This window comes from Citrobacter sp. Cpo037 (genome assembly GCF_030332945.1).
GTDB classification, from domain to species: Bacteria; Pseudomonadota; Gammaproteobacteria; order Enterobacterales; family Enterobacteriaceae; genus Citrobacter; species Citrobacter portucalensis.
The window spans coordinates 37,268-57,321 of sequence record NZ_JAOWGW010000083.1; the positions used below are offsets into that span (position 1 = coordinate 37,268).

General features: G+C 50.2%; 19 protein-coding genes. 13 read left to right on the forward strand and 6 right to left on the reverse strand.

What is annotated here, in order from left to right:
* Nucleotides 1–592 precede the first annotated feature (592 nt).
* Entirely contained in the window at nt 593–1,978 is a 1,386-nt protein-coding gene (gene dcuC, locus OGX94_RS24180) for an anaerobic C4-dicarboxylate transporter DcuC (protein ID WP_003022136.1), read from the forward strand.
* A 116-nt stretch (nt 1,979–2,094) separates the two neighbouring features.
* Here the strand turns inward: dcuC and dpiA are convergent, their stop codons facing one another.
* Nucleotides 2,095–2,775, reverse strand: a complete 681-nt coding sequence (dpiA, locus tag OGX94_RS24185; protein ID WP_003831279.1) for a two-component response regulator DpiA — start codon at nt 2,773–2,775, stop codon at nt 2,095–2,097.
* Nucleotides 2,744–4,405: a sensor histidine kinase DpiB gene (gene dpiB / locus OGX94_RS24190; protein ID WP_257661480.1), complete on the reverse strand. Its 1,662-nt coding sequence runs from the start codon at nt 4,403–4,405 to the stop codon at nt 2,744–2,746. The genes dpiA and dpiB overlap by 32 nt, the downstream gene beginning before the upstream one ends.
* Nucleotides 4,406–4,796: 391 nt before the next feature.
* Between dpiB and citC the strand changes: the two genes are divergently transcribed.
* From citC to rna, 8 genes are all read left to right on the forward strand, one after another.
* A complete protein-coding gene (gene citC, locus OGX94_RS24195; RefSeq protein ID WP_003831277.1) occupies nt 4,797–5,873 on the forward strand; it encodes a [citrate (pro-3S)-lyase] ligase in 1,077 nt (358 codons plus the stop codon).
* Entirely contained in the window at nt 5,870–6,166 is a 297-nt protein-coding gene (gene citD / locus OGX94_RS24200; protein WP_003831276.1) for a citrate lyase acyl carrier protein, read from the forward strand. The genes citC and citD overlap by 4 nt, the downstream gene beginning before the upstream one ends.
* The gene (locus tag OGX94_RS24205; RefSeq protein WP_003831275.1) at nt 6,163–7,071 is read left to right on the forward strand and encodes an aldolase/citrate lyase family protein; all 909 of its coding nucleotides are present in this window, start codon (nt 6,163–6,165) and stop codon (nt 7,069–7,071) included. Before citD ends, OGX94_RS24205 begins: the two co-directional genes overlap by 4 nt.
* Nucleotides 7,072–7,080: 9 nt before the next feature.
* Nucleotides 7,081–8,613: a citrate lyase subunit alpha gene (gene citF / locus OGX94_RS24210; RefSeq protein ID WP_008784078.1), complete on the forward strand. Its 1,533-nt coding sequence runs from the start codon at nt 7,081–7,083 to the stop codon at nt 8,611–8,613.
* Between the two features lie 3 nt (nt 8,614–8,616).
* On the forward strand, nt 8,617–9,171 hold the full coding sequence (gene citX / locus OGX94_RS24215) for a citrate lyase holo-[acyl-carrier protein] synthase (protein ID WP_071445765.1): 555 nt from the start codon (nt 8,617–8,619) through the stop codon (nt 9,169–9,171).
* Nucleotides 9,140–10,045, forward strand: a complete 906-nt coding sequence (gene citG, locus OGX94_RS24220) for a triphosphoribosyl-dephospho-CoA synthase CitG (RefSeq protein ID WP_003831272.1) — start codon at nt 9,140–9,142, stop codon at nt 10,043–10,045. The genes citX and citG overlap by 32 nt, the downstream gene beginning before the upstream one ends.
* Before the next feature lie 25 nt (nt 10,046–10,070).
* Complete coding sequence (gene citT / locus OGX94_RS24225; protein ID WP_003831271.1) at nt 10,071–11,534, forward strand: citrate/succinate antiporter CitT; 1,464 nt, start codon at nt 10,071–10,073, stop codon at nt 11,532–11,534.
* A gap of 110 nt (nt 11,535–11,644) precedes the next feature.
* A complete protein-coding gene (rna, locus tag OGX94_RS24230; RefSeq protein ID WP_257661479.1) occupies nt 11,645–12,451 on the forward strand; it encodes a ribonuclease I in 807 nt (268 codons plus the stop codon).
* A gap of 41 nt (nt 12,452–12,492) precedes the next feature.
* Here the strand turns inward: rna and OGX94_RS24235 are convergent, their stop codons facing one another.
* Together OGX94_RS24235 and OGX94_RS24240 are read right to left on the reverse strand one after the other, a co-directional pair.
* The gene (locus OGX94_RS24235; RefSeq protein WP_257661478.1) at nt 12,493–13,116 is read right to left on the reverse strand and encodes a flavin reductase family protein; all 624 of its coding nucleotides are present in this window, start codon (nt 13,114–13,116) and stop codon (nt 12,493–12,495) included.
* Between the two features lie 96 nt (nt 13,117–13,212).
* Nucleotides 13,213–14,043, reverse strand: coding sequence for an alpha/beta fold hydrolase (locus OGX94_RS24240; protein ID WP_003831266.1), 831 nt, complete (start codon nt 14,041–14,043; stop codon nt 13,213–13,215).
* 275 nt (nt 14,044–14,318) lie between these two features.
* Here OGX94_RS24240 and rnk point away from each other — a divergent pair, with 275 nt between their 5' ends.
* Nucleotides 14,319–14,729, forward strand: coding sequence for a nucleoside diphosphate kinase regulator (rnk, locus tag OGX94_RS24245; protein ID WP_003831264.1), 411 nt, complete (start codon nt 14,319–14,321; stop codon nt 14,727–14,729).
* A gap of 183 nt (nt 14,730–14,912) precedes the next feature.
* Nucleotides 14,913–15,341 (forward strand): universal stress protein UspG, encoded by a 429-nt coding sequence (gene uspG / locus OGX94_RS24250; protein ID WP_003022101.1) that lies wholly within the window; start codon nt 14,913–14,915, stop codon nt 15,339–15,341.
* An 82-nt stretch (nt 15,342–15,423) separates the two neighbouring features.
* Here uspG and ahpF read toward each other — a convergent pair whose 3' ends face one another.
* Together ahpF and ahpC are read right to left on the reverse strand one after the other, a co-directional pair.
* Nucleotides 15,424–16,989 carry an alkyl hydroperoxide reductase subunit F gene (gene ahpF / locus OGX94_RS24255; protein WP_003831260.1) on the reverse strand — a complete coding sequence of 522 codons (1,566 nt, stop codon included), beginning with the start codon at nt 16,987–16,989 and terminating at the stop codon, nt 15,424–15,426.
* Nucleotides 16,990–17,143: 154 nt separating this feature from the next.
* A complete protein-coding gene (gene ahpC, locus OGX94_RS24260) occupies nt 17,144–17,707 on the reverse strand; it encodes an alkyl hydroperoxide reductase subunit C (protein WP_002894394.1) in 564 nt (187 codons plus the stop codon).
* Nucleotides 17,708–18,081: 374 nt separating this feature from the next.
* Between ahpC and dsbG the strand changes: the two genes are divergently transcribed.
* Both dsbG and citR read left to right on the forward strand, forming a co-directional pair.
* Complete coding sequence (dsbG, locus tag OGX94_RS24265) at nt 18,082–18,828, forward strand: thiol:disulfide interchange protein DsbG (protein ID WP_003831214.1); 747 nt, start codon at nt 18,082–18,084, stop codon at nt 18,826–18,828.
* 203 nt (nt 18,829–19,031) lie between these two features.
* Nucleotides 19,032–19,958, forward strand: coding sequence for a DNA-binding transcriptional repressor CitR (citR, locus tag OGX94_RS24270; RefSeq protein WP_257661477.1), 927 nt, complete (start codon nt 19,032–19,034; stop codon nt 19,956–19,958).
* Nucleotides 19,959–20,054 lie beyond the last annotated feature (96 nt).

A 20,054-nucleotide genomic window follows, 5' to 3' on the forward strand; every position in this document is an offset into this window, starting at 1 on the left:
AATCGGCCCAGATCCGCGAAATTTTAATCAGCGAGTCAGCTTGGGAAGAAATGACCTGCTTATTCGCACCTTCCCTAACTGAATAAAAAGAAATGAAAAAATGAGAAAATATCGTTTAGCGACAATCACAACTTAATTACCATCCTGGGATTTATTATTAATTGTAGCAAACCCAACCTTAATGTTAGCTTAACAAAAATGCGCAGCTAAAAAATCAGAATAATCCTCAGCCTATAATTTTTAAGATAAATATCCATGAATTTATTGAGTCATCTGATAGGAACTATTTTCTCTTTATTGCCAATAAATTGTTCTTTCCTCCGAAAAAAAGTTAAATATCATCACAATAAATTAACAATTAACAATCAATATCGCCACAAAACACACACATCAGCGCTGCGCTTCACAGTTTCTTATTGTGAGATTCTTTTTTTAACCACGATGCTGAAAAAACGGCTTAGCCATCGCTTGAATCCGTATTTTTATTGATTTTAATCAGCAAGAGTTATCGGTTTATTAGGCACATTCTGTCACCACTTTTTACTTTTTTTAGTTTTTTTACTTTCTGGGCAGCAATGCGACAGGGGAAACGATGTTGACATTTATTGAACTCCTTATTGGGGTTGTGGTTATTGTGGGTGTAGCGCGCTACATCATTAAAGGTTATTCCGCGACAGGCGTACTGTTTGTTGGCGGTCTGGTTTTGCTGATTATCAGTGCGCTGATGGGGCATAAAGTTTTGCCGTCCAGCGCGGCATCGACAGGCTATACGGCAACAGACATTGTTGAATATATTAAAATTTTGCTGATGAGCCGTGGTGGCGATCTCGGCATGATGATCATGATGCTGTGTGGTTTTGCCGCTTATATGACCCATATTGGCGCGAACGATATGGTCGTTAAGCTGGCCTCCAAGCCTCTGCAATACATCAACTCTCCTTACCTGCTAATGATTGCCGCCTATTTTGTCGCCTGCCTGATGTCACTGGCGGTTTCGTCAGCAACCGGTCTGGGCGTATTGCTTATGGCAACACTGTTCCCGGTCATGGTTAACGTAGGGATCAGCCGTGGCGCCGCAGCGGCCATTTGCGCCTCCCCTGCTGCAATTATTCTTTCACCAACATCCGGTGATGTGGTGCTGGCGGCAAAAGCTGCGGAAATGCCGCTGATCGATTTCGCCTTTAAAACCACGCTGCCAATTTCCATTGCCGCCATCATTGCTATGGCGATTGCCCACTTTTTCTGGCAGCGTTTTCTGGATAAAAAAGAGAACATTTCTCATGAAATGTTAGATGTAGCTGAAATCACCACGACTGCCCCGTCATTTTACGCCATTCTGCCGTTTACCCCGATTGTTGGCGTCCTGATTTTTGATGGTAAATGGGGCCCGCAGCTGCATATCATTACGATTCTGGTTCTGTGCATGCTCATCGCAGCTATTCTGGAATTCGTACGTGGGTTCAACACCCAAAAGGTTTTCTCTGGTCTGGAAGTCGCTTACCGTGGCATGGCGGATGCCTTTGCTAACGTGGTGATGTTGTTAGTCGCTGCGGGTGTTTTTGCCCAGGGTCTGAGCACAATCGGCTTTATTCAGAGTCTGATTTCTATCGCCACCTCGTTTGGTTCGGCGAGCATTATTCTGATGATGGTGCTGGTGATCCTGACTATGCTGGCGGCAATGACTACGGGTTCCGGTAACGCTCCGTTCTATGCCTTCGTTGAGATGATCCCTAAGCTGGCGCATTCCTCCGGCATTAACCCAGCTTACCTTGTTATCCCGATGCTGCAGGCGTCAAACCTTGGACGCACAATCTCCCCGGTCTCCGGCGTGGTGGTTGCTGTTGCAGGTATGGCGAAGATTTCTCCGTTCGAAGTGGTGAAACGTACTTCGGTTCCGGTTCTGGTTGGGCTGTTGGTTGTGATTATCGCAACTGAAGTGATGGTACCAGGCTCTTCTTCAGCCGTCGTTGGCGGCTGATACTCAGAGAAATGTAGGCCGGATGAGGCATTCACGCCGCATCCGGCATTTCGACTGCAACGTTGCCGGATGTCGATGCTAAAGCATCTTATCCGGCCTACGTCAGAAATCAGCATTTAGCCGCCGTGATAGATACGCTGCGGCCTACCCACCTTACCGTGAATAATCTCCGCAATAATCAAATGACGGCTGGCACAGTACTCCAGGTAGCGTCTGGAAGTCGTTCGGCTGATGGTGAGCGCCTGGGCGATCGTTTCTGCTGTATGGTGTACCGTCGGATCGGCGAATAATTTCAACACTGCATTCAGCGTTAACGCATCAATCCCGGTCGGTAAATCCCCTTTCGGCTCGCCCCGCGCGTAGGCATTAAACATCTCATCTATCTGCTTTTGACTGGCGCTATCATTACCGGCCAACATGCGTCGACGCTGTTGATAACGCGTCAGGGTCTGCCCCAGCCGCTCGTAGGCAATGGGTTTGACCAGGTAATCAAACGCGCCGCTGCGCACAGCTTCGGAGACTGTTTCCATGTCGCTGGCCGCCGTGGTAAACACCACTCCGCCCGGATAACGCGCCTGAGTTAGCTCATGCAATAAGGTAATTCCCTTGCCGTCCGGCAAGTAGTTATCGAGCAGAATCAAACCGGGCTTAAAACGCTCAATCATCATCCTCGCCTGCGCAAGATTACCCGCCAGCCAAATCTGGCTGAAGCCGGGTATATGGCGGATATATTCAGCATGCATTTCCGCCAGTAGCGTTTCATCCTCAACGATCAATAGCGTTAATGGTTCCGTCATTGTTTTTTTTCACTTTCGGAAGAAATAAAGAAAATAAGGTGCCGCAGGGGGAGTTATCTTCGAGCGTAATCACCCCGTCACAGCGCCTCACATAACTTGCAATAAGATACAAACCGATGCCATGTTCACCTGGTTCATCGGTACGGGTGCTCACACCCTGTTCAAATATTTTTTCACGCAATGCTTCCGGCACACCGCATCCCTGATCGGCAACTTCGATGATCACGTCATCCCCTTCATCGCTCAAATAAAGCTCTACGACCTTGTTGCCTTGCTGGGTGCGCAAGCTCGCTTCAAATGCATTATCAAGCAGATTGCCAACAATTGCTGCAAACTCTGTGCTATCCAGCCCCTCGGGGAGTTGATGCAGTTGGCTGCCCGGAACAATAGTCATGGTGAGACCCAGTTCCCGCGCGCGCTGCACCTTGCCAAACAACAGACCGGCTACCTGACGATCGGCAAACGCGCCGCGCAGGCTGTCAATCAGTTGCTGTTGCGCCTGGGATTCTCCCTGCACCATGGCCAGAACCTTGTCATACTCTTTCATTTGCAGCAGACCATTGATGGTCGACATCCAGTTCAGGTGCTCATGACGCAGCGTTCTCAGGCTCTCTACATACTGTTTGATCTGCGTTAACTGCGCATTAAGAGTAGCAATTTCATCTTTACTACGAAAACTGATGATTGCCCCAAGCAGTTCGTCACCGGAGCGAATCGCCTCACGGTTGGCGATAACGCTCAGTCCATTAAAGTTGACCATCGCATCCTGTCGTTTTTCCGCAATCTGTTGGGTGAAAAAGTCCGCTGGCTGAACCACCTCACTCACCGGTTTTCCAAGCCACTTTCTCCCAGGTGAAGACAGCCCCAGCATTTTCCTCGCACTGCGATTTATTGCGGTGATATATCCATCAGGATCCACGGCAATCAATCCTTCATATACCGAGCTAAACAACGCTTCCTGCTGACGTACCACCCGCGCAATTTGTTTCGGTTCCATACCCAACATCTGCCGACGAATATGGGCAGCGAAAAACCAGGAGAGCAGCATAAGTACCAGCAACAGCAGGATAAACACGCCGGCCATCGGAAGTAAGAAGTCCGATCGCCAGCTATCGATTTTGCTGATCAGATAACCAATTGAGACTACGCCAATGATTTTGCCATCGTCATCAAAGATGGGCGTTTTAGCGCGCATTGCCATCCCGATGGACCCTTTACCGGTAATAAAGTAGCTCTCCCCTTTTTCCAGCGCGCCGGGTTTGGTGAACTGCATCGGATAGCCAATCTTTTCCGGGTTCGGATGATATAGACGAATGGAGTTGGTATCCCCGATAACCAGATAGTCGAAGTCAGTTCCGCTCTGCAGTTTGTCGGCAATCGTCGCCAGCCGCTTGTAATCACGATGCTTAACCGCCGTGATGATACTGTCGTTAGAGGCGATGATTTTGGCCTGATTCATTGCCATATCGCGGACATGCGTTGCCAGATAATCTTCAAAGCTGGCGGTAAAGTATTGTGCCAGGGCGGCAATGATAAAAACAGAAACGACCAGAATAAGCAGAAAGATACGTAAAGGAAACGCCAGACTGCGGAAAAAAGGAAACCGTGTTTTATTTTTCTGTTCTGTCATCACATTTTTCCTCACCGACGTTAACTAAAACTAATTTCTCATTGTAGTTGTAATTAAAATGTTCTATTTACACGTTATGGTATAAAACATGATCGTTGCAGATTCCCCACCTTAAATCAATTAAACAAATTAAAACCACACCTTATTTTAGGGTTAAATTAATTAAAAAACTTAAAACCATAAAACACATTAAAACCTTCTAACTTATTGTGAAATAAATCAAAAATTACCTCCAAAATACCCCTTACGATGTATGCAGCAGGGAAAAAAAGAAATACTCCGTAATAAAAAACCATTCCCTTCAATTGCAAACAAAACGTTATCAGGTTGCTAAACAGAGCAACAAAAACAGAAACCCAGTAACAAATATAGCATCGGGGCTCTATTCACTATGTTCGGTAATAATATATTCACGCAAGTTAAACGCTCAGAAAATAAAAAGATGGCGGCTATCGCGCAATTTCTGAAAGAGAATGATTTGAGCGTAGATACGACCGTCGAAGTATTTATCACCGTCACCCGTGACGACCGTCTGATTGCCTGCGGTGGTATCGCTGGGAATATTATTAAGTGTGTCGCAATCTGTGAATCTGTCCGCGGCGAGGGTTTAGCGCTAACGCTGGCGACCGAGTTAATCAACCTTGCCTATGAACGCCATTGTACGCACCTCTTCATCTATACCAAAACCGAGTACGAATCGCTGTTTAAACAGTGCGGTTTTTCTACGCTCACCAGCGTTCCCGGCATTATGGTATTGATGGAAAACAGCACCACACGTCTGAAACGCTACGCCGAATCACTGGCAAAACAGCGTCATGATGGGAAAAAAATTGGCTGTATCGTCATGAACGCCAACCCCTTCACCAACGGACACCGTTTTCTGATCCAACAGGCAGCCGCGCAATGTGACTGGCTGCATCTGTTTTTGGTGAAAGAAGATACCTCACGTTTTCCGTATGAAGACCGCCTGGATCTGGTGCTTAAAGGAACAAAAGACATTCCACGTTTAACCGTGCATCGCGGTTCGGAGTACATCATTTCCCGCGCCACGTTCCCGTGTTACTTCATCAAAGAGCAGAGCGTTATTAACCACTGCTACACCGAAATAGACCTGAAAATCTTCCGCCAGTATCTGGCTCCGGCTCTCGGCGTCACGCACCGCTTCGTCGGTACTGAGCCGTATTGCACTGTCACCTCCCAGTATAACAACGATATGCGTTACTGGCTGGAGACCCCAACGCTTCCCGCCCCGCCGATTGAACTGGTGGAAATTGAGCGGCTGTGTTTCCAGGAGATGCCGATTTCCGCCTCCTGGGTGCGCAAGCTGCTGGTTAAAAAAGATCTCACGGCTATCGCATCCCTGGTCCCTGACGCCACGCTGCAGTATCTGCAAAGCATGGTTGAACGAGCCTCATCGGGTGCGGCAGTCCGCCAAAATACCCCCGCATTAGCAACAGGTGAAAAATGAAAATAAACCAGGCAGCCGTCGCAGGCACACTCGAGTCCGGTGATGTGATGATTCGCATCGCCCCACTCGATTCGCAGGATATTGACCTGCAGGTTAACAGTAGCGTCGAAAAGCAGTTCGGTGATGCCATACGGGCCACTATTCTGGACGTTCTGTCCCGCTACAACGTACGCGGCGTGCAATTGAATGTTGATGATAAAGGCGCACTGGACTGCATTTTACGTGCGCGACTGGAAGCACTACTGGCCCGCGCTGGCGGTATTCCGGCACTGCCATGGGAGGATTGCCAGTGATTTCCGAATCTTTGCAACAACGTAAAACCCGTACTCGCCGCAGCATGTTGTTCGTACCGGGCGCCAATGCCGCCATGGTCAGCAACTCGTTCATCTACCCGGCAGATGCGCTGATGTTCGACCTGGAAGACTCCGTCGCGTTGCGTGAAAAAGATACCGCTCGCCGCATGGTGTACCACGCGCTGCAGCATCCGCTGTATCACGACGTTGAAACCATCGTGCGTGTAAACGCCCTCGACTCCGAATGGGGAATCAACGACCTTGAAGCTGTGGTACGCGGCGGTGCTGACATCGTACGTTTACCGAAGACCGATACCGCGCAGGATGTCATCGACATCGAAAGCGAAATTCTACGTATCGAAAATGCCTGTGGCCGTGAGCCAGGCAGCACCGGTCTGTTGGCTGCCATCGAATCGCCGTTAGGCATTACCCGCGCGGTAGAAATTGCCCATGCTTCCGAACGTCTGATCGGTATTGCCCTGGGTGCGGAAGACTATGTACGTAACCTGCGCACTGAGCGCTCACCGGAAGGTACTGAACTGCTGTTTGCCCGCTGCTCTATTTTGCAGGCTGCACGTTCTGCCGGTATTCAGGCGTTCGACACCGTGTATTCCGATGCCAACAACGAAGCGGGTTTCCTGCACGAAGCCGCACACATCAAGCAACTGGGTTTTGACGGCAAATCGCTCATCAACCCGCGCCAGATCGAACTCCTGCATAACCTGTACGCCCCAACGCGCAAAGAGCTGGCTCACGCCCGTCTGGTTGTGGAAGCCGCTGAAGCCGCTGCTCGCGAAGGTCGTGGTGTAGTTTCCCTGAACGGCAAAATGGTCGACAGCCCGGTTATCGAGCGCGCCCTTCTGGTTATCTCCCGTGCAGAACTTTCCGGCATTCGCGAAGAATAAGGCAAAAAAATGACGCAGAAAATCGAACAGTCTCAACGCCAGGATCGCGTGGCGACCTGGAGCCGTCATGCAGAAAGTGAGCTTTCCGCTTATCAGAGCACCGCAAAAGTAGAATTGCAGGCGCAAAAACCGCGCGACAAAAAGCTGTGCGCTAACCTGGAGGACGCTATTCGTCGTTCAGGTTTACAGGATGGTATGACCATCTCTTTCCACCACGCTTTTCGTGGTGGCGATCTGACGATTAACCTGGTGATGGACGCCATCGCCAATATGGGCTTTAAAAATCTGACGCTGGCCTCCAGCTCTCTGAGCGACTGCCATGCTCCGCTGGTTGAGCACATCCGTCAGGGCGTGGTTAGCCGCATTTATACCTCCGGTCTGCGTGGCCCGCTGGCGGAAGAAATCTCACGTGGCCTGCTAGCCGAACCGGTACAAATTCACTCCCACGGTGGCCGTGTGCACCTGGTGCAAAGTGGCGAGCTCAGCATTGATGTGGCGTTCCTCGGCGTGCCGTCCTGCGACCAGTTTGGCAACGCCAACGGTTATACCGGTAAAGCGTGCTGCGGCTCACTGGGCTATGCCCGCGTAGACGCCGAAAACGCGAAACAGGTTGTCCTGCTGACTGAACAGCTGCTGACCTATCCGCATAACCCGGCCAGCATTACGCAGGATCAGGTAGATCTGATCGTGCAGATCGATCAGGTCGGCGATGCGGACAAAATTGGTGCCGATGCGACCCGCATGACCACCAACCCGCGTGAACTGTTAATCGCCCGTAGCGCGGCTGAGGTCATTGCTAATTCCGGCTACTTCAACGAAGGCTTCTCACTGCAGACAGGAACCGGCGGCGCCTCTCTGGCCGTTACGCGTTTCCTGGAAGACAAAATGCGCAGCCGCGATATCCGTGCCGACTTCGCGCTGGGCGGCATTACCGCTACCATCGTTGACCTGCACGAAAAAGGCCTGATTCGCAAACTGCTGGACGTTCAGAGTTTTGACCGTAACGCCGCAGAATCGCTGGCCCGCAATCCAAACCACATTGAGATCAGTGCCAACCAGTATGCCAACTGGGGCTCAAAAGGCGCATCCGTCGATCGTCTGGACGTCGTGGTGCTCAGCGCGCTGGAAGTTGATACCAGCTTCAACGTCAACGTACTGACCGGTTCTGACGGCGTACTGCGCGGCGCATCCGGTGGTCACTGCGATACCGCGGTTGCCGCTGCGCTGTCTATCATCGTCGCGCCGCTGGTTCGCGGACGCATCCCGACCCTGGTTGATAACGTGCTGACCTGCGTAACCCCAGGCTCCAGCGTTGACATTCTGGTCACTGACCACGGTATCGCCGTCAACCCTGCACGTCCGGAACTGGCAGAACGTCTGAAAGAAGCCGGTATGAAAGTGGTGTCCATTGAATGGCTGCGCGAACGTGCACAGCAGCTCACCGGTCAGCCACGCGCTATCGAATTCACTGACCGCGTGATTGCCGTTGTGCGTTACCGCGATGGTTCAGTGATTGACGTTGTGCATCAGGTGAAGGAATAAACCATGCACCTGCTCCCTGAATACGCCACCCAACACGCGGTTTCCATTCCCGAGCTGCTAGCCAGCCGTGATGAGAGACAGGCAAGGCAACAGGAGTGGCTGACACGCCACTCTGCGCCGCTGGTCTCGTTTACCGTCGTCGCACCGGGACCGATTAAAGACAGCGAATTAACCCGTCGTATCTTTAATCACGGCGTAACCGCCTTGCTCGCGTTGGCGGAACAATCCACCTGGATTGTCAGGGAGCAAACAGCGCTGGTTTCTGCCAGCGGTCCAGAAGGTCTTTTGTCTATTGAGGCTCCAGCCCACGACCTCAAGCTCGCCACAATTGAACTTGAGCATTCACACCCGCTGGGACGGCTATGGGACATCGATGTCCTGACCCCTGAAGGGGAAATTCTGTCCCGGCGTCATTTCGCACTCCCTGCCCGCCGCTGTCTGCTGTGCGAGCAAAGTGCTGCCGACTGTGCGCGGGGTAAAACCCACGCGCTTTCCGACTTACTCACTCAGATGGAGGCACTGCTGCATGATGCCGATTCCCGCAACATCAACCAATAACGCAGTCCTCCCTCTGGATCTGCCTGATGCTTACGCAACGCTTGCGTGGCGCGCCATGTTGACTGAAGTCAACCTGTCGCCCAAACCCGGTCTGGTAGATCGTATTAACAACGGCGCGCATAAAGATATGGCGCTGGAAGATTTTCATCGCAGCGCTGAAGCGATTCAGTCATGGCTGCCACGTTTTATTGAATATGGGGCGTTTAGCGCACAGCTGTCGCCTGAGGATGTATTGAAAGGACTGCGCCCTCTGGGCATGGCCTGCGAAGCCGATATGTTCCGCGCCACCGCCGGGGTGAACACCCATAAAGGGAGCATCTTTTCACTGGGACTGCTGTGCGCCGCCATTGGCCGCCTGCACCAGCTCCAACTCACTGTTACCGCTGAAACCATTTGCTCTACGGCAGCAACATTTTGCCGTGGCCTGACCGAGCGCGAACTGCGCCAGAACAATCAACAACTCACGGCTGGCCAACGTCTTTATCAGCAACTGGGATTAACCGGCGCACGGGGCGAAGCCGAAGCGGGATATCCGCTAGTCATCCAGCATGCCCTGCCGCACTACCGCGCACTGCTGACTCAGGGCCGCGACCCTGAACTGGCGTTACTCGACACATTATTGCTGCTGATGTCTATCAACGGCGACACCAACGTGGCTTCACGTGGCGGCGCAGAAGGTCTGCGTTGGCTACAGCAGCAGGCCACCGCCCTGATGCAGCAAGGGGGGATTCGTACCCCTGCCGATCTCGAATATCTACACCAGTTCGACCAACAGTGCATTGAACGCAACCTCAGTCCCGGAGGCTGCGCCGATCTGCTGATCGTCACCTGGTTTTTAGCTCAGATTTCACAAGTTCATCATTATCACAATTAAAGATCCTTTCCGGAGAATCACACACATGTCTTTAGCAAAAGATAAAATATGGAAGTTACTGGCCCCATTGGTCGTCATGGGTGTCATGTTTCTTATCCCCGTCCCTGATGGAATGCCTCCACAGGCCTGGCACTACTTTGCCGTATTCGTGGCAATGATTGTCGGTATGATCCTTGAGCCAATCCCGGCAACAGCGATCAGCTTTATCGCCGTAACGATCTGCGTTATCGGCAGCAACTATCTGCTGTTTGATGCTTCAGAACTGGCCGACCCGGCGTTTAAAGCGGGCAAGCAAGCGCTGAAATGGGGTCTGGCTGGCTTCTCCAGCACCACCGTGTGGTTGGTGTTTGGTGCGTTTATCTTCGCACTGGGTTATGAAGTCACCGGTCTGGGTCGTCGTATCGCGCTGTTCCTGGTGAAATTCATGGGTAAACGTACCCTGACGCTTGGCTATGCGATTGTTATCATCGACATTTTGCTGGCACCGTTTACTCCATCTAACACCGCGCGTACCGGTGGCACCGTATTCCCGGTAATCAAAAACCTGCCGCCGTTGTTTAAATCATTCCCGAACGATCCTTCCGCGCGCCGTATCGGTGGATATTTGATGTGGATGATGGTCATCAGTACCAGTCTGAGCTCTTCGATGTTCGTGACCGGCGCTGCACCTAACGTACTGGGTCTGGAATTCGTCAACAAAATTGCCGGTATTCAAATCAGCTGGTTGCAGTGGTTCCTTAGCTTCCTGCCGGTCGGTATTATTTTGCTGATCGTTGCTCCGTGGCTGTCATACGTTCTGTACAAACCAGAAGTTACTCACAGTGCTGAAGTTGCCGCTTGGGCCGGTGATGAACTGAAAGGCATGGGTAAACTGACCCGTAAAGAGATAACGCTGATCGGTCTGGTATTGCTCAGTCTGGGTCTGTGGGTCTTCGGTGGTAAACTGATTGATGCAACCGCAGTGGGCCTGCTGGCTGTTTCCCTGATGCTGGCGCTGCACGTTGTACCGTGGAAAGACATTACCCGTTATAACAGCGCATGGAACACTCTGGTTAACCTCGCCACGCTGGTCGTTATGGCGAATGGTTTAACCCGTTCAGGCTTCATCGACTGGTTCGCCAACACTATGAGCACGCACCTGGAAGGCTTCTCGCCTAACGCGACCGTGATCGTTCTGGTACTGGTGTTCTACTTTGCTCACTACCTGTTTGCCAGCCTTTCCGCTCACACCGCCACCATGCTGCCGGTTATTCTGGCCGTCGGTAAAGGTATTCCGGGCGTCCCGATGGAACACCTGTGTATCCTGCTGGTACTGTCCATCGGTATCATGGGCTGTCTGACTCCATATGCAACAGGCCCTGGCGTTATCATCTACGGCTGTGGTTATGTGAAGTCCAAAGACTACTGGCGTCTGGGTGCTATCTTCGGCGTTATCTACATCGCTATGCTTCTGCTGGTCGGCTGGCCGATTCTGGCAATGTGGAGCTAATCATCCCGGTTCACGCCTGATGAAAATGATGCCAGTCAGCTAAACCTGACTGGCATTTTTTATGATTAAATAGATGATATTCAGAATTTATATAAGTGTCCGAAATCATCATGACATCAACATGGCGTTATTCTTCGTTGCTGGCAGCACTCCTGCTGCCAGTTTCTGCAACTCAGGCCGATGAACTTCAGGCAAAACAGTACGCTGATTTTGACAGCTACGTGCTGGCTCTCTCCTGGCAAACCGGATTTTGTCAGAGCCAACACGAGCGTAATCGTCAGGAGCCTGACGAATGTCGTTTGCAAAAAGAGAGCGCAGACAAAGCGGATTTCCTGACCGTTCACGGTTTATGGCCCAGCCTGCCTAAATCCATTGCCGCCCGTGGAGTAGACAACCGCCGTTGGATGCGTTTTGGCTGCGCGACTCGCCCCATTCCCAACCTGCCTGAAGCCCGCGCAAGCCGTAAATGCGCGGCCCCCGAAACCGGACTGTCGCTGGAAAGCGCGGCAAAACTCAGCGCTGTAATGCCCAGTGCTGGAGGGAGATCCTGTCTGGAACGTTACGAATATGCCAAACATGGCGCGTGTTTCGGTTTTGATCCCGACACATACTTCGGCACTATGGTACGGCTGAATAATGAGGTTAAGAACAGCGAGATGGGCAAATTCCTGGCGGAAAACTACGGCAAAACCGTCAGCCGTAACGCATTTGACGCCGCCGTTGCCAAAAGCTGGGGCAAAGAGAACGTCAAAGCTGTGAAGCTAAGCTGCCACGGTAATCCAGCGTATCTCACTGAGATCCAGTTATCCCTGAAAGCCGACAACATCAACCAGACGTTATCTGCCCAGTCATTCTTACCGCAACTGCATCCGGGTAACTGCGGTAAACAGTTTATTATCGACAAAGTCGGATACTGAAACTTGCGACCGACGCTGCGAGCTGGCGTCGGTCCGTAAACTTAGCGTTTTGCACGGGCGTCCGGGCGAACTAAATCAAAACGGTGTGTTTCACTGATCGAATAATACGCCGTTGGCCCACCTGCACGCAGCACCGGCTTCGCTTTCGCCGTCTGATAGATGCCGTCTTCCAGGAGCGTTTCATCTATGTGAATGCCTACCACTTCCCCCAACACCAGCCAGGTATCAACCGGTGAGCCATCAGCAGTAGTTAGTTGCAGAGTTTGCGATAAACGACACTCAAAATTGACCGGGCTTTGCGCCACGCACGGCACGTTGACTATCCGGCTATCTGCCTTGCTAAGCCCGGCGGCAAAAAACTCGTCCTCACCGTGCGGCAAGCTGGCTGACGTTTCGTTCATCGCAGTGGCCAGCTCAAGAGTCGTCAGGTTCCAGACAAATTCACCGGTTTCGATAATATTCTGCACGCTGTCTTTCCAGCCGCTGCTGGCGAAACCGATAATCGGCGGGTGATAGTTGAAACAGTTAAAGAAACTGTATGGTGCCAGATTGTGCCGACCGTTGCTGTCACGCGACGCAATCCAGCCAATCGGGCGCGGTCCAATGATGGCATTTAGCGGATCATGCGGTAAGCCGTGTCCTTGTGACGGTTGATAGAAATACATAGCGTTCCCTGTTGAAGTTAATGTCAGCGCAGCACAAATTATGCTTCGCTCATCCCCCTGGAAAAAGAAGATCAGCGTAGAACAATCTGCCAACGATTACGACTGAATAAAGTTGAGCAGGTCACCGTTGATCTGTTGCTTATGGGTGGTGCAAATGCCATGCGAGCCGCCGACATATACCTTCAACTGCGAGTCCGGCAGTATTTCCGCCGCGACCTTTCCACAGGTTTCAAACGGGACAATCTGATCGTCATCACCGTGGATCACCAGCGTCGGGATGGTCATCTTTTTGAGGTCCTCACGCAGATCTGTTTCCGAAAACGCGTGTATACAGTCGTACAATGCTTTGATGGAACCTTGTAAACCTTGTTCAACAAAGCTTTCGCGAACGGCTTTCGACTCTTTTGCGCCAGGACGATTGTAGCCATAGAATGCAGCGGTCAGCTCATAGAAAAAGGCGGCGCGATCGTTCACAACCCCCTCACGGATGCCATCGAATACCTCTTTCGGCACGCCATTTGGGTTAAAGTCAGTCTTGATCATGATGGGCGTCACTGCGCCAATTAACACCGCTTTTGCCACCCGCTGCGTCCCATGCCGGCCAATATAACGAGCCACTTCCCCACCGCCGGTAGAGTGTCCAACATGTACGGCATCTTTAAGATTGAGATGCGCGGTAAGTTCAGCCAGGTCATCAGCATACTGATCCATATGATGACCATCCCAGGGTTGGGCCGAACGCCCATGTCCACGCCTGTCATGGGCGATCACACGAAATCCTTTCGATCCAAGGAACAGCATCTGATCTTCAAACGCGTCTGCCGTCAGCGGCCAACCGTGACTGAACACAATAGGTTGTCCACTTCCCCAGTCTTTAAAATGCAAATAGCTGCCGTCTTTCAAGGTAAGTTTGTCGTACTGGCTCATGAGATCTCCTGTCGCGGAACACTGAGTTGTTTGACGCGCCCGCAGCGAGCGCTTAAAAAGCATAATGCAAATTGGAGAACGGTCACGTTTTTCGGCTAAAATCACACCATATGCGACAATATTGATGATTTACCTGAATGTGAACTAAATCACTTCAAACATGGGGTAAGTCTCAGTATCATCATAAAAGCTAAACCCTTGCCGCCTGACGGTGAGGGTTTTCTTTTGGGATTATTTACCTGCGCACCCGCAGTATCGACGACATGGAGTAATAAATGTCCAGACCAACTATCATCATTAACGACCTCGATGCGGAACGCATTGACCGCCTGTTGGAGCAACCTGCGTTTGCTGGTTTACCGATTGCCGACGCCCTTAACGCCGAGCTGGATCGTGCCCAAATGTGTTCTCCAGAAACCATGCCGCACGACGTCGTGACCATGAACAGCCGCGTGAAATTCCGCAATCTGAGTGATGGCGAAGTCCGTGTGCGTACCCTGGTGTATCCGGCCACTATGACTGACAGCAACACACAGCTTTCGGTAATGGCACCTGTCGGCGCTGCACTTCTGGGGCTGCGCGTTGGTGATACCATTCACTGGGAACTGCCAGGCGGGACCTCAACGCACCTCGAAGTTATCGAGCTTGAGTACCAGCCTGAAGCTGCAGGCGACTACCTGCGCTAACTCTGTCTTATCAAAGCCACTCGCTTTATCTTACAGGGGATGCATCCGCATCCTCTTTCCTGTTAGATCTCCCTGCTCCTCGCTTTCTTTCCTGTTCGCAAAACATAAATCTGTGTCGTGACTGACAGAATCATTTTTAATACTATGCTGTTATGTGTTCATGTAATGACAAGGAGAATGTTTATGTACAACACAATCATAATGCCTGTTGATGTATTCGAAATGGAACTGAGCGACAAGGCTATTCGCCATGCAGAATTTCTGGCCCAGGATAAAGGGGTTATCCATCTGCTGCATGTGCTGCCAGGCTCAGCGAGCTTAAGCCTGCACCGCTTTGCAGCCGATGTCCGTCGTTTTGAAGAACATCTGCAACACGAAGCGGAAACCCGTCTGCAAACGATGGTCGGTCACTTCAGCATCGATCCTTCCCGTATTAAACAACATGTCCGCTTTGGCAGCGTACGTGACGTGGTCAACGAGTTGGGTGAAGAGTTGAATGCGGATGTCGTTGTCATTGGATCGCGTAACCCATCAATCAGCACCCATCTGCTCGGCTCAAACGCTTCCAGCGTTGTCCGTCACGCGACTTTGCCAGTGCTGGTTGTTCGTTAACAGCCACTGATTTGATAAAGAAAACCCCTGCCAGGTTAACGCCTGACAGGGGTTTTTATAGTGCAGGTGAGTCTTACTTTTTTTATGCTACTGTCGTGCGAATCAGATAATCAAACGAACTTAACGAAGCCTTCGCGCCTTCACCTGTCGCGATGATAATCTGCTTATACGGTACGGTTGTGCAGTCGCCGGCAGCGAAAACGCCTTTCACGCTGGTTTCGCACTTGGCATCGATGATGATTTCACCCATACGGTTACGTTCAACGGCACCTTCCAGCCAGTTGGTGTTCGGCAGCAGACCAATCTGAACAAAGATACCTGCCAGTTCCACATTGTGAACATCGCCGCTCACACGGTCACGATACTCCAGGCCAGTAACTTTGCTGCCATCGCCTTTCACTTCTGTCGTTTGCGCATTCAGAATGATGTCGACGTTTTTCAGACTGCGAAGCTTATTTTGCAGCACCTGGTCGGCCTTCATTTCAGGAGCAAATTCCAGCAGCGTCACATGTTCAACAATACCTGCCAGGTCGATAGCCGCTTCAACGCCGGAGTTACCGCCGCCAATCACCGCAACACGCTTGCCTTTAAACAGCGGACCATCACAGTGCGGGCAGTAGGTTACGCCTTTGGTGCGATACTGATCTTCGCCCGGAACGTTCATGTTGCGCCATTTCGCGCCGGTGGCGATGATAATGCTGCGTGCTTTCAGCACCGCGCCGGAGGCCGTTTCAATCTGATGTAGACCGCCTTCCTGCGCTGCCGGGACCAGTTTGCTTGCGCTCTGGCTGTCGATCACATCAACATCATAATCATCAACGTGTGCTTTCAGCGCGCCTGCCAGTTTCTGACCTTCGGTTTTCGGCACCGAGATGTAGTTTTCAATATCTACAGTATCAAGAACCTGACCGCCAAAACGCTCGCCCATCAGACCGGTGCGAATGCCTTTACGTGCAGAGTACACCGCTGCCGCCGCACCTGCAGGACCAGAGCCGACAATCAACACGTCATAAGCATCGCGCTTATTCAGCTCTTCAGCCGCACGTTTTTCTGCGCCAGTATCCACTTTCGCCACGATCTCAGTCAGCGTCATACGTCCCTGACCGAACTCTTTGCCGTTCATAAATACCGCCGGAACGCCCATCACGTTACGATCGGTGATTTCGTTCTGGAATGTACCGCCGTCAATCGCCGTATGCTTGATACGTGGGTTCAGCACCGCCATCAGGTTCAGCGCCTGCACCACGTCCGGGCAGTTATGGCAGGAAAGCGAATAATAGGTTTCAAATTCAAAATCACCGTCGAGATCGCGGATCTGCTCAAGCAACGTCTGCGCCTCTTTTGAGGGATGGCCGCCAGTCCACAACAGCGCCAGCACCAGAGAAGTAAACTCATGACCCAGCGGAGAACCGGCAAAACGCGGTCCCTGGTGAGAACCGGGATTGGTAATAAGGAACGATGGCTTACGCACCGCCAGAGTATTGTCTTCTTTGAAGGTGACTTTTTCTGACAGTTCAGCAATTTCAGTCAGCAGTTCCTTAATTTCTGCCGATTTAGCGCTGTCATCCAGCGTCGCAATCAGCTCAACAGGTTTGGTCAGTTTCTCAAGGTAAGCCCTGAGCTGGGTTTTCATATTTGTGTCGAGCATTCTTCTTCCCTCTCTGAAAACATCATCATGCAAGCCGATTTTGCGGGACTGCATTAATGCAACTTGCGTCATGGTGCTGGAATGAAACAGGCGCAAATTTGCGCCTGTGGAATGCCGGATGCACTACGTTTATCCGGCCTACAAACTATGCGACTTAGATTTTACCAACCAGGTCCAGAGATGGCGCTAAGGTTGCTTCACCTTCTTTCCATTTCGCCGGGCAAACTTCACCTGGGTGGGAAGCGACGTACTGTGCGGCTTTGATTTTACGCAGCAGGTCAGACGCATCACGGCCGATACCTTCAGCAGTAACTTCGATTGCCTGGATGATACCCTGCGGGTCAACAACGAAGGTTGCGCGGTCAGCCAGACCTTCATCTTCACGCATATTGTCGAAGTTACGGGTCAGGGCGCCAGTCGGGTCGCCGATCATCGCGTATTTGATTTTTGCGATGGTTTCAGAGCTGCTGTGCCATGCTTTGTGGGTGAAGTGGGTGTCGGTAGAAACGGAATACACATCTACGCCCAGTTTCTGCAGTTCTTCGTAATGGTCTGCAACGTCACCCAGCTCGGTCGGGCATACGAAAGTAAAGTCAGCCGGGTAGAAGAAGAAGACGCTCCAGCGACCTTCGGTATCTTTCTCGGTTACTTCGATGAACTCACCGTTTTTGAACGCCTGGTTTTTGAAAGGTTTAATTTTGGTATTAATCAAAGACATCTGTACTTCCTCCGTGTTTTCGTTGAGAGATAAGTTAACGAAAATCTCTTCGCAGGGCTAATGCGTTTCCTTTATCAAATCAATAAGCGTTAACTAACAACTCACTCAAACTCATGTTGTGAACCTAAAGATAAAAGTAAAAAAGGCCCCCTTTGCAGGGAGCCTCATTACCCGAGCTACCCGCAGGTAACGTCAGTGCCAGCAGAGCTGGCTATGTGTTGCGCTCTACATTACCTTAACAAAGGTCGTAACAGCGATGGGGATTACATCACCCAACTAAAGAAAGGGCAATCGACAGACCGTCGATCTTACCTATGGCTGTGATAGGTTTTGCAATTAAGCCCACTTTCCTGCTGATTTTATAAGGAAAATCAATGTTTAAACGCACCTTACTCTTAACTCTTCTCCCCGCTATCGTGCACGCAGAGGAGCTCCCTGCCCCTGTTAAAGCCATTGAGAAACAGGGAATTACCATCCTGAAGCCCTTCGACGCACCGGGTGGAATGAAAGGCTATCTGGGAAAATACCAGGACATGGGGGTCACTATCTATGTCACGCCTGACGGTAAACATGCCATCTCCGGCTACATGTATAATGAAAAAGGCGAAAACCTCAGTAATGCGCTCATAGAAAAAGAGATCTATGCCCCTGCCGGACGTGAGATGTGGCAGCGAATGGAAAAAGCGTCGTGGATTCTGGACGGGAAAAAAGAGGCCCCGGTCATCGTCTACGTGTTTGCCGATCCCTTCTGTCCTTATTGCAAACAGTTCTGGCAGCAGGCGCGCCCATGGGTAGATTCCGGTAAAGTTCAGTTGCGTACATTACTGGTTGGCGTCATAAAACCCGAAAGCCCGGCCACTGCTGCGGCAATTCTGGCAACCAAAGATCCGGCTAAAACCTGGCATGACTATGAAGCCTCCGGTGGGAAAATGAAGCTGGAAATCCCGACTTCGGTCCATCCTGAACAGATGAAGGTACTGAATATCAACCAAAAACTCATGGATGATTTAGGTGCTAATGTGACGCCCGCGATCTACTACATGAGCAAAGACGATACGTTACAACAGGAAGTGGGATTACCCGATAAGGAAAAATTAAATATTATTATGGGGAATAAATAAAGGTTACAGAATGAGTGATTGTTATCGTTCTCATTTCAATCACTCTTTAAAATGTATTTTTATCGTAACCATCAAGCAATCTGTGTTATTTTAGTTTAAGTTAATTATTCATTAAGCCATAAACATAAATTCTAAGAATGATTAGAATTTAAATTATTCAACAATTGAATTATCCTATACATTACCATCACAGGAAGGTATGCATGGCTAACCTCTATGACCTCAAAAAATTCGATCTTAACCTGTTGGTAATTTTTGAATGTATTTATCAACATTTGAGCATCAGTAAAGCTGCGGCAACACTGTATATCACCCCTTCAGCCGTCAGCCAGTCATTACAGCGACTGCGTACGCAATTTAACGACCCTCTGTTTATTCGCTCAGGTAAAGGCATCACGCCTACCGTAACCGGGATCAACCTTCATCATCACCTTGAGCAGAATCTGAATACGCTGGAACAAACCATTAATATTATGCATGGTTCCAGCCTGAAGAAGAAATTTGTCATTTACAGTCCGCAAATTACTATTAACTTAGGGGTAATTGAGTTAATCAATACGCTAAGGCAAAATTCAAATGTCGAAGTTGAACATCACGACATAATAATGACTGCCGATACTGCAGAGAACATCCTCGCATACAGGAAAGCAGATTTAATCATCACTACCGCTCCCGTATATAACAGGTCTATTGTATGTACGCTATTTAAAACTATTGAGTGTGTTTTAACATGTAGCAGTAATCACCCCAGAATGAATGAATCTGCTACCCTTACACAAATATTGGAGGAACAATTTACTTTGTATCTTACAGAGGAAGAGGGTATTAAAGAGTATCAAGCACAAGCCAACGCCTTACTAACTAATCGTAAAACTGGCTTTAGTAGCGACTCTATGACGTCAATTATTAATGTAATTTCCAGTACAGATATTATTGGTATAATCCCAAAACTTAGTTATGAATTCCATGCTGCCAGACTTAATTTAAAAGAAATCAATATAGATTTCAAAATCCCATCAATCAGATTATACTTAATGTACAATCGTGCCTCACTTAGTAATAAAAATTTCGCAAAATATATCAATATAATAACATCTGAAAATCAACAACCCACATCATCAACAGTATGACAAATCCATTTTTAGAATATAAAACGCAAACACATTTACATTATAAATGTTTCTTTAGGCGTTGCATATTTTAAAGATTGGCATACTTTATTGCAG